Below are 16,060 nucleotides of genomic sequence, written 5' to 3' on the forward strand. Positions count from 1 at the left end.
GGTAATGCGCGGAACACGCGCGGCTGAGGTTCAACCCGGGGCGCCGCCGGTCGCGGCGAGGCAGGTGCGACCGGCGTGTGGCTCAGGCGTAACGGTTCAGCCGTGACGGCCCGCTGTGCTGCAAGGGCCGGCTGACTGGCGCCAGCCGGCATGTTTCACGTCACTTCAGATAACCCGCCTGACGCACGGCGCGTCCGGCGGTGGCCTGGCCGGCCGCCAGAGCCTGATCGACCGTCATCTGGCCGGCGAGCGCACCCGAGATACTCTGGCCCACTACCGTGCCGAACGACTGGAACTCAGGAATGCCGACGAACTGCACACCGGTGTACGGCACCGGCTTCGCCGTCGGATGGTTCGGATCAGCCGTCTCGATCGCCTTCAGCACGAAGCCGGCAAACGGCGCCGCCGCCTTGTACTCGGGACGTGCGTAGGTCGACTGACGGGTTCCCGGAGGCGCCGAGGCCCAGCCTTCGTCCTTCGCGACCATCTCGATGTATTCCTTCGAGGTCGCCCATTCGATGAACTTCTTCGCGGCTTCGGTCTGCTTCGACGTTTTCGGAATCGCCAGCGCCCAGGCCCACAGCCAGTGCGAGCCGTGCGGCGTGACTTCGGTCGGCGCCGCGGCAAAGCCGACCTTGTCAGCGATCTGCGATTGCTGCTTGTTGTACAGCATGCCGGCCGCCACCGTCGCATCGATCCACATCGCGCACTTGCCCGATGACATCAACGTCAGGTTTTCGTTGAAGCCGTTCGAGCTCGCTCCCGGAGGACCGTTTTTTTGCAGCAGGTTGACGTAAAACGAGACCGCCTTCTTCCATTCCGGCGAAGTGAGTTGCGGATTCCACTTCTCGTCGAACCAGCGGCCGCCGGAGGTGTTCACGAGCGTCGTCACGTACGCCATGTTCTCGCCCCAGCCGGCCTTGCCGCGCAGGCAGATACCGTAGACGCCGTTGGCCTTGTCGGTGAGCTTGTCGGCGAACTGCTGGATCTGGTCATAGGTCGGCTGATCCGGCATGGTCAGACCTTTCGCCGCAAACAGGTCCTTGCGGTAGTAAGTCATCGAGCTTTCGACGTAGAACGGCAGCGCGTACAGCGAGCCGTTGTAGGACAGCCCGTCGCGGGCCGTCTTCACGACGTCGTTCAGATCGTAGCTGGCGGGCAGGTTCGTGAGCGGCGCGAGCCAGCCGCGCTTGCCCCATTGCGGCGTCTCGTAGGCACCGATCGTCAACACGTCGAACTGGCCGCTGCCGGTCGTAATGTCGGTGGTGGCACGCTGACGCAACACGTTTTCTTCGAGAATCACCCAGTTGAGCTTGATGTCCGGATTGGCCTGCTCGAATGCCGGCGACAGCTTCTTCAGCTCGATCATGTCCGGGTTGTTCAAGGTCGCAATCGTCACCGTCGCGGCGGACGCGTTCAATGCGGCGCACGCAACGGCGGCGGCGCCGAGCGCCTTGAGCGCGGGTTTCATGACGGGTTTCATGGCTGCTATCATCACTTGTCTCCTTTCTAGTACGTTATGTTTTACTGCGTTCTCATGTAAACGGGGCAGCGAGCCGGTGACAGCACGTCCGTTAGCTCATCCAGTTACCGCCGTCGACGTTCAGGGTCTGCGCGGTGATGTAGTCGGCATCGGCGGAAGCCAGGAACAGCGCCGCGCCGGTCAGGTCCTCGGGCAGGCCCATGCGGCCGAGCGGCACCGCCTCGCCGACCAGACGCTTCTTCTCGCCCGGCTGGCGGTTCTCGTAGCGGGCGAAGAGCGCATCGACCTGATCCCACATCGGCGTATCCACGACCCCGGGGGCAATTCCGTTGACGTTGATCTTGTGCGGCGCCAAGGCGAGCGCCGCGGACTGTGTATAGCTTAGTACGGCAGCCTTGGTTGCGCAGTAGTGAGAGACGAGCGCCTCGCCGCGCCGGCCGGCCTGCGACGACATATTGATGATCTTGCCGCCATGGCCCTGCTCGACCATGCGCTGCGCAACGGCCTGCATCAGGAAGAACATGCCTTTTACATTGACCGAGAAGAGGCGGTCGAACACGTCCCAGGATTCGTCGAGCAGCGGCCGCATGTCGAACAGCGCCGCATTATTGAACAAGATGTCGATCTGGCCGAACCGTTCGAGGGTGCTCGCGACAATCCGTTGAATATCCTCGCGACGCGTCACATCGGCGCTGACGGTGAGGACCCGGTCGGCGTGGCCGGCGAGCAGCGCTTCGCCAAAACTGTCGGCCGGCTTCACGTCGACCAGCACGACGCGCGCGCCTTCATCCAGATATCGCCGGGCCACGGCTTCACCGATTCCGCTTGCCGCGCCCGTCAGAATGGCCACCTTGTTTTGCAATCGTGCCGCCACCGCTTGTCTCCGGTTCGTTTCGCTTCTTGAGGCGCAGTGAGCGAACGCTCATTGCGCGAACAATTGCTCTGCTTGTGATCGAATGATCGGATACGCACCGGGTCATGTCAAGCCGCGCGAGCAGATTTCGATGGTGCAGCGCGGCAGGATCTCAGCACTCGTCTCCGGCCCGATCGACACACATAACAAGAAACCTCGAACGGCCGGTCTGCTTTCTGTTCAACGCGCTGACAAAAGACTCGAGATACGTTATATCATTTCGACCTCGCTTCGCTTCGAAACCTTGCCCGTTCGTCAGGAGGTCCGCGCTGATGGCTACCGCGATTCGAGATTCCCGGCGGCGAACTCGCCGAACAGCGGTCGCATAGCGCGCCGGCGCACGGCTTCGATGTGCACCCGCCCACTGATCGAACTGAGCGACCTGTACGCGGCATACACTCATGCCGCCCAGCCCGGCTGCACGTCGCGATGAACGTGAGCAATTGCCATTCCTGACTTTTTTGGTTCATTCAACTCTCACTCAACAGGGGCACAACGATGAAAAAAATCGGCTCGATGTGGAACGCGGCGCGCCGTGCGCTGAAGCTGTCGAAGTACGTGGCCGTGGGCGCCGCGGCGTTCGCACTCGGTCATGGCGCGTTGGCCGCCGACGCGAAAATCCCGGTGGTCGCGGCGGAAAACTTCTACGGCGACGTGGTGCAGCAACTGGGCGGCGACCGGGTCGACGTGACGAGCATCCTCAGCAACCCCGATCAGGACCCGCATCTGTTCGAAGCCAGCCCGAAGACAGCGCGCGCGTTGCAGCATGCGAGCCTTGTGGTCTACAACGGTGCCGATTACGATCCGTGGATGGCCAAGCTGCTCGCCGCCTCGAAGAACGCGAAGCGCACCACGATCGTCGCCGCCGAACTCGTCGGCAAAAAGAGCGGCGACAATCCGCACCTGTGGTACGAACCGTCGACCATGCCCGCGGTAGCCCGCGCGGTGAGCGCGGCGCTCGTCGCGGCTGACCCGGCGCACAAGTCGGCGTACGATGCGAACCTCGCGAAGTTTCTCGATTCGCTCAAACCGATCGACGCCAAGGTCGCCGAACTGCATGCGCACTACGCGGGCGTGCCGGTGACGGCGACCGAGCCGGTGTTCGGCTACATGTCGGACGCGGTGGGCCTGACGATGCGCAACCTGCGCTTCCAGCTGGCGACGATGAACAACACCGAAGCAAGCGCGGCCGATATCGCCGCGTTCGAACGCGATCTGCGCGAAAAGCGCGTGCGCGTGCTGATCTATAACAGCCAGGCAACCGAGGCCCTGACCAAACGCATGTTGAAGCTTGCGCAGCAATCGAAGGTGCCGACCATGAGCGTCACCGAAACCGAACCGGCCGGCAAGACCTATCAGACGTGGATGCTGACGCAACTCGACGCGCTCTCCACGGCGCTGGCCGCGGGCGATGCAGGCGCAACCTCGGCCAGCAAAGGAAAAACGCAATGAATGTGACTGGCCGCGGCGCGCCAGCGAATGCACCTACAAGCGCACCAGCAAGCGCGCCCGCCAACGCGCGAGGCAACGCGCCCGTGCTCGAACTCGAACACGTGACGCTGGAACTCGGTGGCCGCACGATCCTGCGCGACACCGGCTTCGTGGTCAACCAGGGCGAATTCATCGGCGTGCTCGGGCCGAACGGCGCGGGCAAGACGACGCTGATGCGCGCCGTGCTCGGTCTCGTACCTGCCGCCAGCGGCGCGATTCGCGTGCTGGGGCAACCGGTCGAGCGCGGCAATGCGTCGATCGGCTATATGCCGCAAACGCGTAGCGCGCTGGCGGGCCGCCGCGTGCGCGGCCGCGATTTCGTCGCGATGGCCGCCGACGGCCACCGCTGGGGCGTGCCGCACGCGGACCGCACGACCCGCGCCGATGTCGAGCGGGTGCTGGACCTGGTCGGCGGCCGTGCGCTGGCCGCGCGGCCGTTGTCGGAACTGTCGGGGGGCGAGCGTCAGCGTCTGCTGCTCGCGCAATGCCTGCTGGGCAATCCGAAACTGCTGCTGCTCGACGAACCGCTGATCAGTCTCGATCCGCATCATCAGAAGAGCGTGGTCGAACTGGTGCGGCGCGTGCAGCAGGAACTCGGCATCGCCGTGCTGTTCTCGGCGCATGAACTGAATCCGCTGCTGAACTCGCTCGATCGCGTGCTGTATCTGGGCAGCGGTGTCGCCGCGCTCGGCACCGTCGACGAAGTGATTACCAAACCGGTGCTGTCGCGTCTGTACGGTTCGCCGATCGACGTGATGCGCGTGAACGGCCGCATCTTCGTGATGTCCGGCGATGTCGAAGTCGAAAAGCACGATCACGAGCACGAACAGGACGAGAACGGCGGCCATGCGCATTCGCATGCCCACAGCCACGCTCATGGTCACTCACACCAGCACGACTCACGCGACGGACACACGCACGATGTTTGAATACGATTTCATGGTGAACGCGTTCGCGGCGTCGGGGATCGTCGCGGTGCTGTCTGGGGTGGTCGGCTATTTTCTGGTGATGCGCGGACAGACCTTCGCGGGTCACGCGCTATCGCATGTCGGCTTCACGGGCGCGACCGGTGCGGCGCTGATCGGCATCTCGCCGATCTGGGGGATGATCGGCTTCACGCTGGCCGCGGGTGTCGGCATGGGCGCGCTCGGCGAACGGCTTGCCGGACGCGATGTGGCAATCGGCGTGATCCTGTCGCTGTCGCTCGGCTTCGGTTTGCTGTTCCTGCACTTCTTCACCGAGTACGCGACGCAAGTCACCGCGCTGCTGTTCGGCAACGTGCTCGGCGTGAACGCGTCGACGCTCGGCGTGCTCGCGGGTCTGGGCGTCGTCAGTTTGCTGGCGCTCGCGGCGATCATGCGGCCGTTGCTGTTCGCTTCGTTGCAACCGGAACTGGCCGAAGCCAAGGGTGTGTCGTTGCGTCTGGTGTCGGTGCTGTTTCTGGCGATCGCGGCGCTGGCGGTGGCGGCGTGTACGCAGATCGTCGGCGTGCTGCTGGTGTTCACGCTGATGGTCGGCCCGGCCGCCGCGGCGCAGAACATGACGACACGGCTTTCGACCGGTCTCGTGCTCGCCGCCGCGTTCGCATTGTTCCAGGCGTGGCTGGGTCTGACGCTGGCGTTCTATACCGACTGGCCGACGAGCTTCTGGATCACCGTGCTGTCGGGCGTCGTGTATGGCGGGAGTTTGCTGAGGCGGCACTGAACGGCCCTGAGCCGCGCTCGCCGCGATGGCGACCGCACACTTTGCATGCCGTCCCATCGCTCGGCGCGATTTCAACCGAACAGCACCTCCGCGTGATGCGCGATGTGATCTTCGATGAACGTCGAGATGAAGTAGTACCCGTGGTCGTAGCCCGCGTGGCGGCGTAGCGTCAGCGTCTGCCCTGCCGCCTTGCAAGCGGCTTCGAACACGTCCGGGTTCAACTGCTCGGCGAGAAACTGATCCGCCAGTCCCTGATCGACCAGAATCCCCGCCGCGAACTTGCGCGACGCCTGCGCGACGAGCTCGCTCGCGTCGTACTGCTTCCACGTTTCACGGTCTTCGCCCAGATAACCACCGAACGCCTTGTTGCCCCAAGGGCACCGTGAAGGCGCGGCAATCGGCGCGAATGCCGATACCGAGCGGTAAATCTCCGGGTTGCGCAGCGCCAGCACCAACGCGCCATGACCGCCCATCGAATGCCCGAAAATGCCAAGGCGCGCGCCGTCCGCCGGCAGATTCGCGAGCACCGTTTCGCGCAATTCGTCGCGCACGTACGAGTACATCCGATAGTGCTTCGACCACGGCTCTCGCGTCGCATCGACGTAGAAACCCGCCCCCACGCCGAAGTCCCACGCCGCGCTTTCGCCCGGCACGCCCGCACCGCGCGGACTCGTGTCCGGCGCGATCAGCGCAATGCCGTATTGCGCGGCAAAGCGCTGTGCGCCGGCCTTGATCGGAAAGGTCTCTTCGGTGGAGGTCAGGCCTGCGAGATAGAACAGCGCGGGCACGTTCGCGTTGGCCTGCAATGCCTGCGGCGGCAGATACACCGAGAAGCGCATCGACAGACCGATGGTTTGCGAATCGTGCCGGTAGATGCGCTGCTCGCCGCCGTGACAGGCGTGCGACGACAATAGCTCAAGCATCGCGATGCTCCTCGCTCAGTTCAGGATTAATACAGCACGACCGAGCGGATCGACTCGCCTTTCTTCATCAGATCGAAGCCTTCGTTGATCCGTTCGAGCGGCAGACGGTGCGTAATCAGATCGTCGATGTTGATCTTGCCTTCCATGTACCAGTCGACAATCTTCGGCACGTCGGTGCGGCCACGCGCGCCGCCGAACGCCGAGCCCTTCCACTCGCGCCCCGTTACCAGCTGGAACGGACGCGTGCTGATTTCTTCGCCCGCCGCCGCCACGCCGATGATGAACGACTGCCCCCAGCCCTTGTGCGTGCACTCCAGCGCCTGACGCATCACCTTCGTGTTGCCGATGCACTCGAACGAGTAGTCCGCACCGCCATCGGTGAGTTGCACGATGTGGTCAACCACGTTTTCGACTTCGTTCGGGTTGATGAAGTGGGTCATGCCGAACTTCTTCGCCAGTTCCACACGGCCAGGATTGAGATCGACGCCGATGATCTTATCCGCACCGACCATCTTCGCGCCCTGAATCACATTCAGGCCGATGCCGCCGAGACCGAACACCACCACGTTCGCGCCTGCTTCCACCTTCGCCGAATACACGACCGCACCGACGCCCGTCGTCACGCCGCAGCCGATGTAGCAGATCTTGTCGAACGGTGCGTCTTCACGCACCTTCGCGACCGCAATTTCCGGCACGACAATGTAGTTCGAAAACGTGGACGTGCCCATGTAGTGAAACAGCGGCTTGCCGTCGAGCGAGAAACGCGACGTGGCATCGGGCATCAGACCCTTACCTTGCGTCGAACGGATCGCCTGGCAGAGATTGGTCTTGCGCGACAGGCAAAACTTGCACTGGCGGCATTCCGGCGTGTAGAGCGGAATCACGTGATCGCCCTTCTTCAGCGTGCCGACACCCGGGCCGACATCGACGATCACGCCCGCACCTTCGTGGCCGAGAATCGCCGGGAAGATGCCTTCCGGGTCCGCGCCGGACAGCGTGTAGTAATCGGTGTGACAGATGCCCGTCGCCTTCACTTCGATCAGCACTTCACCGGCGCGCGGCCCTTCCAGATCCACTTCCTCGATCGTCAACGGGGCGCCTGCTTTCCATGCGATTGCTGCTTTGGTCTTCATCGTGAAGCTCCTGTGAGTCTGTGAATGCGTGGCGCGTCGCAGGATATCTCGCGGTGCGCCGGTGTTGCGGTTCGGCTGCTGCAGTTAATTCGTGTACCGCGCTGCGCACGGACGGCGTGGCCGGCGCGCGGCAGCGCGTACCCACGAATAACTTAGCGCGCGAAAGCCGTCATGGTATTGCAAAGTACGTCGCGGCGTTGTCTGAACGTGACATCGCCGCGGTTACTGAGCCTTGTCTTCGCCGAACCAGCTTTCGACGCGACCATAGAGATCGAGAAAGCGCGCGTAACGCTCGGCGAGCGCTGTATCGCCTTGCGGGCCGGCGACACGCGTTGCGCCCGGCGCCAATCCCGCCAGATCGCCCGCATGCCAATGGCCGCTCGCGAGGCCGCCGAGGATCGCCGCGCCACGCGGCGCCGCGTTGGGACAATCGACCGCATGCAACTCGACGTCGAGCGCATCGGCGAGCAACTGCCGCCAGCGCGCATCCACGGAACCGCCGCCGGCGAGCTTCAATGCGGCGACCGTCGCGCCACTCCGACGAATCGCATCGAGCCCGGCGCGCAACGAGAACGCCACGCCTTCGAAAGCTGCACGCATCATCGTGCCGCGCGTGTGGTCGAGCGCGAGGCCGAGCCAGCCGCCACGCGCGGCCGGATTGAGCCAAGGCGTGCGCTCGCCGGTGAGGTATGGCAAAAACGTGAGACCTGCTGCTGCGGCCTCGGTGCTGCCGGATGCCTCACCGAATGCTTCCCGATAAGCATCGGCCCACTCATACGACAGCCAGCCCCGCACACGTTCAAGCGCGACGCCGACGTTTTGCATCGCCGCCATCCGATACCAGTGATCGCTCGCCGCGCGATAACGATGCAGGCCTCGCACCGCGCCCGGCGTGTGTTCGGCAAGCACGACGATCTGTCCGCCGGTGCCGGTGGTAAGCAGCGCGTCGCCGTCGCGAGCGAGACCGCTGCCGAGCGCCGCGCACGGCGTATCGGCGGCGCCGGTCGCGAGCACGATGCCGGCGCGCAGACCGAGCGCTTGCGCGGCGTGCGCCGACAACACGCCGCCCGCCGCATACGAGGGCGCCAACGGCGCGAACCATTCATGCGGCAAGTCGAGCCGGCCGAGCAACGCGCGATCCCACACACCTGCGGGATCGGCAAGCGCGGTCGCGCAGGCATCGGACGGATCGGTCGCGACCACGCCGCCCAAGGCGACGCGCAACCAGTCCTTGGGTTGCAGCGCCCAACGCGTCTTTCGCGCGGACTGCGGTTCATGCTGCATGATCCAGCGCAGCAACGGACCGGCCATGCCTGGCGCAACCGGATTGGCTTGCGGCTCGGGCCATAGATCGAGCAACGCCAACGCGCGCGTGTCGGGCCAGAGCATCGCTGGGCGCACCGCTTCACCATCGGCGTCGATCAACACGACGCCGTGCATCTGTCCGGAGAAGCCGATCGCCTGAACATCGCGACGCAAATCGGCGGGCAAACGCGCCGCCGCTTCGCAGAGCGCACGCCACCAGGTTTGCACCGACGTTTCCGCCCAGCCGGGATGCGGTGTATCGAGCGCATAAGCGACGCTCGCCGCCGCTTGCTCGCGGCCGTTTTTGTCGACGATTGCTACTTTTAGAGAGCCGGTGCCGAGGTCGATGCCAAGAAAACTCATGAGCGAAAAAACGTCAGGTCAGGCATGGGAATAAGCACGCAGAAGGTGCCGGGAGTGATGCATTGTCCGTCATCGCGGACCCGCATCGGCAACGCGTCAGGACTCACGCGGAAAACTGCGATTCGCGGGTTAACCCCGCCACGTCGCGAGCCGTAAGAAAACAGTACTATGCGCTGAGCGAGATACACCTCATCGATTCTCACACATATCACCTGAAGCCGGGCTGTGCCGCGCGCTGCCACGCGTCGCCGCTGCATAGGGCTTGCCGCCGTTTTGGGCGGTGCGCGCATTTCTTCTGGCTTTCAAACGCCCTTCGCGCATATCGTCACCGGGAATGCCGGAATAGGCCCCAGCGGTCTTGTTGCACTTTTTCGTTCCGCATACCTTGGAGCCATCCCAAAACGAGATGGTGGAGAGAGACAAAATGCAATCGAACACGGTTCACCCGTGCGACGAGCGGCTGCCCGCAGGCCAGTTGCTCACGCTCGGCATTCAGCACGTGTTGGTGATGTACGCCGGCGCAGTCGCGGTGCCGCTGATCCTCGGTGCGGCACTCAAGCTGCCGAAAGACCAGATCGCGTTCCTGATCAGCGCCGATCTGTTTTCCTGCGGCATCGCCACGCTGATTCAGACACTCGGGCTGTGGATCTTCGGCATCCGTCTGCCGGTCATCATGGGTTGCACGTTCGCCGCCGTCGGTCCGATGGTCGCGATCGGCACCAATCCTTCGCTCGGCATTCTCGACATCTTCGGCTCGACGATCGCGGCCGGGGTCGTGGGCATCGTCCTCGCCCCTGCGATCGGCAAGTTGTTGCGGTTCTTCCCGCCGGTCGTGGTCGGCGTGGTGATCTCGGTGATCGGTTTGTCGTTGATGGAAGTGGGCATCAACTGGGCGGCCGGCGGCGTCGGCAATCCCGACTACGGCAATCCGGTGTATCTGGGCCTGTCACTGCTCGTGCTGATGCTGATTCTGCTCATCAACAAGTTCGCCAAAGGCTTTATCGCCAACATTTCCGTGCTGCTCGGCATCGTGGCGGGCTTCGTGATCGCGCTGGCGCTAGGCCGCGTCAACATGGACGGCGTCACGCACGCACCGTGGGTCGGCTTCGTGATGCCGTTCCACTTCGGCCTGCCGCACTTCGATCCGCTCTCGATCGCGACGATGGTCACCGTGATGTTCGTCACCTTCATCGAATCGACCGGCATGTTCCTCGCGGTCGGCGACATGGTCGATCGTCCGGTCGATCAGAAGACGCTGGTGCGCGGCCTGCGCGTCGACGGTCTGGGCACGCTCATCGGCGGCATCTTCAACTCGTTTCCGCATACCTCGTTCTCGCAGAACGTCGGCCTGATCGGCGTGACGGGCGTGAAGAGCCGCTTCGTTTGCGCGATGGGCGGCGTGATCCTGGTGCTGCTGGGCCTGTTCCCGAAGATGGCGCAAGTGGTGGCGTCGGTGCCGGCCTTCGTGCTCGGCGGCGCGGGCATCGTGATGTTCGGGATGGTCGCGGCGAACGGCATCAAGGTGCTGTCGAAGGTCGACTTCGTGAAGAACCACCACAACCTGTTCATCGTCGCGGTGAGTATCGGTCTGGGTCTGGTGCCGGTGGTGTCGCCGCAGTTCTTCTCGAAACTGCCGCCCACCCTGTCGCCGCTCCTGCATAGCGGGATCTTGCTGGCGTCGGTGTCGGCGGTGGTGCTGAACCTGATCTTCAACGGCGTCAAAAGCGAGAAGAAAGCGCAGTGTGAAATTCGCCGGGCAGGGCACGATTTCGACGGGCGCGGCGGCAATGAACCACAAGGTGACGAGATGCTGCGGGCAGCGGACATGCATTGAGCGTCACAAGCTAGCAAGCGCCGCGCAGGCGCTGCGGATAAAAAAAACGCCACGGGCATGCCGTGGCGTTTTTTGATTGCCGGCCGCGTGAGGCGGGCTCCCTGAAACAGAAACCCGCCGCACGCGCTCGCTGCGACGAGGCTTAACCCGCCGTCGCCGCGGAAGCCGCCACCGGCGCACTTGCCGCGCCATAATCGACCGGCGCATCGGCCGGACGCGGCTGCTCGCCGTTGCGTTCGATCCAGCCGCCGCCCAGAGCCTGATACAACGTGACTAGGTTCTGCAGACGCTGCATCCGCGCGGTAACCAGCAACTGCTGCGACAAATACAGATCGGTCTGCGCGGTCAGCACCGACAGATAGCTGTCGACCCCGTTCGTGTAGCGCAGATTCGACAGATCCAGCCGGCGCTGTTCGGCAAAGGCATTGCGCTCGAGCGCCTGAATCTGCTGATCGTACGTGCCGCGTGCCGCCAGTCCATCCGCCACTTCGCGGAAGGCCGTCTGGATCGCCTTTTCGTACGTCGCGATCTGGATGTTCTTCTGCACGTGGGCGAGATCGAGATTGGCCTTGTTCTGACCGCCCTCGAAAATCGGCAGCGTGATCGACGGCGCGAAGCTCCACGCCGCCGACCCCGGCTTGAACAGACCGCCGAGCGTGGGGCTGAGCGTGCCGAAGCTGCCCGTCAGCGAGACCTGCGGGAAGAACGCCGCACGTGCCGCACCGATGTTCGCGTTGGCCGCGAGGAGATTCTCCTCGGCTTCGGCGATGTCCGGCCGGCGTGTCAGCAGATCGGACGGCAAGCCCGCCGGAATGTCCGTGAGGAGATTCTGATTGTCGAGCGTCGAGCCCGGCGGCAGATCCGCCGGCAACGGCTCGCCGATCAGCAGCACCAAGGCGTTCTCAGCCTGAGCCCGCAGACGCGCCTGCGACTGCATGCTCGCGCTGGCCTGCTCGACCACCGATTGCGCTTGCCGCAAATCGAGTTCCGAACCGGTGCCGGTATCGAACTGCAGCTTGGTGATCCGGTACGACTCCTGCGCGGTCTTCAGCGTGCCCTGCGTGACTTTCAGCAGATCGTCGAGTTCGAGCACCGTCAGGTACTGATTCGCCACCTGCGACACCAGCGAGATTTCCGCCGCCTTGCGCGCCTGAGCGGTCGCCAGGTACTGGGCCAGCGCCTGGTCCTTCAGGCTCTGGATCCGCCCGAAGAAGTCGATTTCCCACGAGGCGTTCAGACCGACCGAGTAGGTGTTGGAGATCGTCAGACCAGCCACCGTCAGATCTTTCGGCGTGCGCTGTTTGGTTTGCGACGCCGCGGCGTTGAGCGTCGGGAACAGCGCCGCGCGGGTGATCTGATACTGCGCCTGCGACGCCTGAATATTCAGCACCGACACGCGCAGATCGCGGTTGTTCTTCAGCGCGATTTCGATCAGCCGCTGCAAACGCGCGTCGACGAAGAAATCGCGCCAGCCGATATCGACGGCGGCCTGACCATTCGCGCTGCGCGCGGCGCTCGATGCACCCGGTTGTCCAGTCGTGCCAGGCTGGGTCGCACCCGGCTGCGTTTCGTACACGCCGCCGGCCGGGAAGGCCCCCGACACGGGTGCGGCCGGGCGCTCGTACTTCGGCGCCATCGTGCAACCCGCGGCGAGGAACGCGACCGCCACTGCAATCAAAGAGTGTTTTTGCATCTCAATGTCCGTCCTTGCCCGAGCCGTTACCGTCCGACGCGCCACCTTGCGGATCGTGCGGATGGTGCTGGTTGTAGTGTTCGAGCGCTGCATCCGGGTCTTCCTTCTCGCCGCCGAACTTCGCGCGAATCACGACGAAGAACATCGGGATCATGAAAATCGCGAGGAAGGTCGCCGTCAACATCCCGCCGATCACGCCGGTACCGATCGCGTGCTGGCTGGCCGAGCCCGCGCCGTTACTGATCGCGAGCGGCATCACGCCGAGAATGAACGCGAGCGAAGTCATCAGAATCGGGCGCAACCGCAGACGCGCTGCTTCCAGCGCGGCCTCGATCGGCCCCATGCCTTCGCTCTGCTGCAGCTCGCGGGCGAATTCCACGATCAGAATCGCGTTCTTCGCCGACAGACCCACCGTGGTCAACAGCCCCACCTGGAAGAACACGTCGTTCTCGAGCCCGCGCAGCGTAGCGGCAAGCAGTGCGCCCAGCACGCCGAGCGGCACCACCATGATCACCGAGAACGGGATCGACCAGCTTTCATACAGCGCCGCGAGACACAGGAACACGACCAGGATCGAGATGCCGTACAGGATCGGCGCCTGCGAACCGGACTGGCGTTCCTGCAACGACAGGCCCGTCCATTCGTAGCCGATACCCGCCGGCAGTTTCGCCGCGATCGCTTCCATCGCACCCATCGCCTGGCCGGTACTCTTGCCTGGCGCTGCTGCACCCTGGATTTCGACCGCGGAAATCCCGTTGTAGCGTTCGAGTTTGGGCGAACCGTAGGTCCAGCTGCCCGACGCGAACGAGTTGAGCGGCGTCATCCCGCCCGCCGTGTTGCGCACGTACCAGTAGTTCAGATCTTCCGGATTCATCCGGAACGGCGCGTCGCCCTGCACATACACCTTCTTGATCCGGCCATCGGTATCGAGGAAGTTGTTCACGTAGACCGAGGCCCACGCGATCGAGAACGTCTGGTCGATCGCCGACAGCGACACGCCCAGCGCCGACGCCTTTTCATGATCGATCGATATCTTGAATTGCGGCGTATCGTTCAGGCCGTTCGGACGCACCTGGGCAAGCGTCGGATCCTTCCCGGCCATGCCGAGCAGCATGTTGCGCGCTTCCATCAGTTTCGCGTGGCCCAGACCGCTACGATCCTGCAACTCGAAGTCGAAACCCGATGCCGTACCCAGTTCCGGAATGGACGGCGGATTCACCGGATACACCAGCGCATCCTTGTACGACGAGAAGTGCATGAACATCCGGCCGATCAAAGCCTGCACCTTCTGGTTCGCGTGCTGGCGCGCCGCGTAGTCCTTCAGCTTCACGAATACGAGACCGGCATTCTGGCCGCGGCCCGCGAAGCTGAAGCCGTTCACCGTGAACGCCGATTCGACGATGTCCTTTTCCTGGTCCAGCACGTAGTCCGACACGTCCTTGAGGGCACGGGCCGTACGCTCCTGGGTCGAGCCGGCCGGCGTTTGCACCAGCACGAACATGATCCCCTGATCTTCATCAGGCAGGAACGACTTCGGCAGACGGACGAACAGCATACCGACCGCGACGATCACCACCAGATAGATGATGAGCCAGCGGCCCGAGCGCTTGATCACGTGGTGCACGCCGCTGTGATACTTGTCGCGGCTCGTCTCGAAGGTCCGGTTGAACCAGCCGAAGAAGCCCTTCTTCACTTCGTGATGGCCCTTCGGGATCGGCTTGAGAATCGTCGCGCACAGCGCCGGCGTGAGAATCAACGCGACCAGCACCGACAACACCATCGCCGCCACGATCGTCAGCGAGAACTGCCGATAGATCGCGCCCACCGAACCGCTCGAGAACGCGACCGGCACGAACACTGCCGACAGCACGAGCGCCACGCCGACCAGTGCGCCAGTGATCTGCTCCATTGCCTTGCGGGTGGCGTCGCGTGGCGACAAGCCCTCCTCGGCCATCACCCGCTCGACGTTTTCCACCACCACGATCGCATCGTCCACCAGCAGACCGATCGCGAGCACCAGCCCGAACATCGACAGCACGTTGATCGAGAAGCCCACCGCGCTCATGATCGCGAACGTACCCAGCAGCACGACCGGCACCGCGATCGTCGGAATCAACGTCGCCCGCAGGTTCTGCAGGAACAGGTACATCACGAGGAACACGAGCACGATGCCTTCGAGCAGCGTCTTCACCACCTCTTCGATCGACAGGCGCACGAACGGCGTCGTGTCATACGGGTACTTCACGACGAGGCCGTGCGGGAAGTATCTCGACAGATCGTCGATCTTCGCCTTCACGTTCTTCGCGGTCTGCAGCGCATTGGCGCCCGTCGCGAGCTGGATGCCCAGACCGGCGGTCGGCTTGCCGTTGTACTTCGTGTCGAAGTTGTAGTTTTCGCCGCCCAGCTCGACGTGCCCGACGTCCTTGATGCGCACCTGCGAGCCGTCCGTGTTCACCTTCAGCAGCACGTTGCCGAACTGCTCGGGCGTATTCAGCAGCGTCGCCTCGGTAATCGTCGCCTGCAGCATCTGGCCAGGCACCGAAGGAGTGCCGCCGAGCGAACCGCCCGCCACCTGCACGTTCTGCGCCTGCAGCGCAGTCTGGACATCGACCGGCGTCAGATTGAACTTGGTCAGCTTCGACGCATCGAGCCAGATCCGCATCGCGTACTGCGTGCCGAACAGCGTCACGGTACCCACGCCGTCGAGACGGCTGATCGGGTCCTTGACGTTCGACGCGACGTAATTCGCGAGGTCGATCTTGCTCATGCTGCCGTCTTCGGAATTGAACGCCAGCACGAGCAGGAAGCTGCTGCTCGACTTGGTGACGTTAATCCCTTGCTGCTGCACGATGGTCGGCAGAAGCGGCGTCGCCAGTTGCAGCTTGTTCTGCACCTGCACCTGGGCGATATCCGGATTCGTGCCGGCCGCGAACGTCAGCGTGATGGTTGCCGTACCGGAGTCGTCCGAGGTGGACGACAGGTACAGCAGGTGGTCGAGGCCGCTCATCTGCTGCTCGATCACCTGCGTGACGGTGTCTTCCACCGTCTTCGCCGACGCGCCCGGATACACGGCGCTGATCTGCACCGCCGGCGGCGCGATGGTCGGGTATTGCGCGATCGGCAGCGTAAACACCGACGCGACACCCGCGAGCATCAGGATGATGGCGATCACCCATGCAAAAATCGGGCGATCAATAAAGAACTTTGCCATGAAGCAG

13 protein-coding genes are annotated in these 16,060 nt (G+C 63.8%); 5 read left to right on the plus strand and 8 right to left on the minus strand.

Going from position 1 to position 16,060, the window contains the following annotated elements; all coding sequences use genetic code 11:
- Nucleotides 1–160: 160 nt before the first annotated feature.
- Both SB772_RS15225 and SB772_RS15230 read right to left on the minus strand, forming a co-directional pair.
- Complete coding sequence (locus tag SB772_RS15225; RefSeq protein ID WP_410834319.1) at nucleotides 161–1,483, minus strand: ABC transporter substrate-binding protein; 1,323 nt, start codon at nucleotides 1,481–1,483, stop codon at nucleotides 161–163.
- A gap of 91 nt (nucleotides 1,484–1,574) precedes the next feature.
- Nucleotides 1,575–2,357 (minus strand): L-iditol 2-dehydrogenase, encoded by a 783-nt coding sequence (locus SB772_RS15230; protein WP_410834072.1) that lies wholly within the window; start codon nucleotides 2,355–2,357, stop codon nucleotides 1,575–1,577.
- An 82-nt stretch (nucleotides 2,358–2,439) separates the two neighbouring features.
- On the opposite strand from SB772_RS15230, the gene SB772_RS15235 reads away from it, so the two are divergent.
- The 4 genes from SB772_RS15235 to SB772_RS15250 all read left to right on the plus strand — a co-directional run bounded on the left by SB772_RS15235 (nucleotide 2,440) and on the right by SB772_RS15250 (nucleotide 5,591).
- Nucleotides 2,440–2,829, plus strand: coding sequence for a hypothetical protein (locus SB772_RS15235; protein ID WP_410834073.1), 390 nt, complete (start codon nucleotides 2,440–2,442; stop codon nucleotides 2,827–2,829).
- Between the two features lie 65 nt (nucleotides 2,830–2,894).
- The gene (locus SB772_RS15240) at nucleotides 2,895–3,848 is read left to right on the plus strand and encodes a metal ABC transporter solute-binding protein (protein WP_410834074.1); all 954 of its coding nucleotides are present in this window, start codon (nucleotides 2,895–2,897) and stop codon (nucleotides 3,846–3,848) included.
- Nucleotides 3,845–4,816 carry an ABC transporter ATP-binding protein gene (locus tag SB772_RS15245; RefSeq protein WP_410834075.1) on the plus strand — a complete coding sequence of 324 codons (972 nt, stop codon included), beginning with the start codon at nucleotides 3,845–3,847 and terminating at the stop codon, nucleotides 4,814–4,816. Before SB772_RS15240 ends, SB772_RS15245 begins: the two co-directional genes overlap by 4 nt.
- Nucleotides 4,809–5,591, plus strand: coding sequence for a metal ABC transporter permease (locus tag SB772_RS15250; protein WP_410834076.1), 783 nt, complete (start codon nucleotides 4,809–4,811; stop codon nucleotides 5,589–5,591). The genes SB772_RS15245 and SB772_RS15250 overlap by 8 nt, the downstream gene beginning before the upstream one ends.
- A 71-nt stretch (nucleotides 5,592–5,662) precedes the next feature.
- Here the strand turns inward: SB772_RS15250 and fghA are convergent, their stop codons facing one another.
- The 4 genes from fghA to SB772_RS15270 all read right to left on the minus strand — a co-directional run bounded on the left by fghA (nucleotide 5,663) and on the right by SB772_RS15270 (nucleotide 9,753).
- Nucleotides 5,663–6,514, minus strand: coding sequence for an S-formylglutathione hydrolase (fghA, locus tag SB772_RS15255; RefSeq protein ID WP_410834077.1), 852 nt, complete (start codon nucleotides 6,512–6,514; stop codon nucleotides 5,663–5,665).
- Between the two features lie 26 nt (nucleotides 6,515–6,540).
- Nucleotides 6,541–7,647: an S-(hydroxymethyl)glutathione dehydrogenase/class III alcohol dehydrogenase gene (locus SB772_RS15260; protein WP_028197996.1), complete on the minus strand. Its 1,107-nt coding sequence runs from the start codon at nucleotides 7,645–7,647 to the stop codon at nucleotides 6,541–6,543.
- Between the two features lie 222 nt (nucleotides 7,648–7,869).
- Complete coding sequence (locus SB772_RS15265) at nucleotides 7,870–9,315, minus strand: xylulokinase (RefSeq protein WP_410834078.1); 1,446 nt, start codon at nucleotides 9,313–9,315, stop codon at nucleotides 7,870–7,872.
- Nucleotides 9,316–9,504: 189 nt separating this feature from the next.
- Complete coding sequence (locus tag SB772_RS15270) at nucleotides 9,505–9,753, minus strand: hypothetical protein (protein ID WP_410834079.1); 249 nt, start codon at nucleotides 9,751–9,753, stop codon at nucleotides 9,505–9,507.
- Here SB772_RS15270 and SB772_RS15275 point away from each other — a divergent pair.
- Nucleotides 9,740–11,149: a nucleobase:cation symporter-2 family protein gene (locus SB772_RS15275; protein ID WP_410834080.1), complete on the plus strand. Its 1,410-nt coding sequence runs from the start codon at nucleotides 9,740–9,742 to the stop codon at nucleotides 11,147–11,149. The two genes, SB772_RS15270 and SB772_RS15275, sit on opposite strands and share 14 nt — an antisense overlap.
- Before the next feature lie 142 nt (nucleotides 11,150–11,291).
- Here SB772_RS15275 and SB772_RS15280 read toward each other — a convergent pair whose 3' ends face one another.
- Both SB772_RS15280 and SB772_RS15285 read right to left on the minus strand, forming a co-directional pair.
- The gene (locus SB772_RS15280; protein WP_410834081.1) at nucleotides 11,292–12,842 is read right to left on the minus strand and encodes an efflux transporter outer membrane subunit; all 1,551 of its coding nucleotides are present in this window, start codon (nucleotides 12,840–12,842) and stop codon (nucleotides 11,292–11,294) included.
- 1 nt (nucleotide 12,843) lies between these two features.
- Complete coding sequence (locus SB772_RS15285; protein WP_410834082.1) at nucleotides 12,844–16,053, minus strand: efflux RND transporter permease subunit; 3,210 nt, start codon at nucleotides 16,051–16,053, stop codon at nucleotides 12,844–12,846.
- Nucleotides 16,054–16,060: the final 7 nt, after the last annotated feature.

This window comes from Paraburkholderia sp. SIMBA_030 (assembly GCF_046535245.1).
Taxonomy (GTDB): Bacteria; Pseudomonadota; Gammaproteobacteria; order Burkholderiales; family Burkholderiaceae; genus Paraburkholderia.

Excerpts from the sequence above, each read along its gene's own strand:
- SB772_RS15225 (WP_410834319.1), bottom strand. The coding sequence starts at position 1,483 with ATGAAACCCGTCATGAAACCCGCGCTCAAGGCGCTCGGCGCCGCCGCC.
- SB772_RS15235 (WP_410834073.1), top strand. The coding sequence starts at position 2,440 with ATGATCGGATACGCACCGGGTCATGTCAAGCCGCGCGAGCAGATTTCG.
- SB772_RS15240 (WP_410834074.1), top strand. The coding sequence starts at position 2,895 with ATGAAAAAAATCGGCTCGATGTGGAACGCGGCGCGCCGTGCGCTGAAG.
- SB772_RS15245 (WP_410834075.1), top strand. The coding sequence starts at position 3,845 with ATGAATGTGACTGGCCGCGGCGCGCCAGCGAATGCACCTACAAGCGCA.
- SB772_RS15250 (WP_410834076.1), top strand. The coding sequence starts at position 4,809 with ATGTTTGAATACGATTTCATGGTGAACGCGTTCGCGGCGTCGGGGATC.
- fghA (WP_410834077.1), bottom strand. The coding sequence starts at position 6,514 with ATGCTTGAGCTATTGTCGTCGCACGCCTGTCACGGCGGCGAGCAGCGC.
- SB772_RS15260 (WP_028197996.1), bottom strand. The coding sequence starts at position 7,647 with ATGAAGACCAAAGCAGCAATCGCATGGAAAGCAGGCGCCCCGTTGACG.
- SB772_RS15265 (WP_410834078.1), bottom strand. The coding sequence starts at position 9,315 with ATGAGTTTTCTTGGCATCGACCTCGGCACCGGCTCTCTAAAAGTAGCA.
- SB772_RS15275 (WP_410834080.1), top strand. The coding sequence starts at position 9,740 with ATGCAATCGAACACGGTTCACCCGTGCGACGAGCGGCTGCCCGCAGGC.
- SB772_RS15280 (WP_410834081.1), bottom strand. The coding sequence starts at position 12,842 with ATGCAAAAACACTCTTTGATTGCAGTGGCGGTCGCGTTCCTCGCCGCG.
- SB772_RS15285 (WP_410834082.1), bottom strand. The coding sequence starts at position 16,053 with ATGGCAAAGTTCTTTATTGATCGCCCGATTTTTGCATGGGTGATCGCC.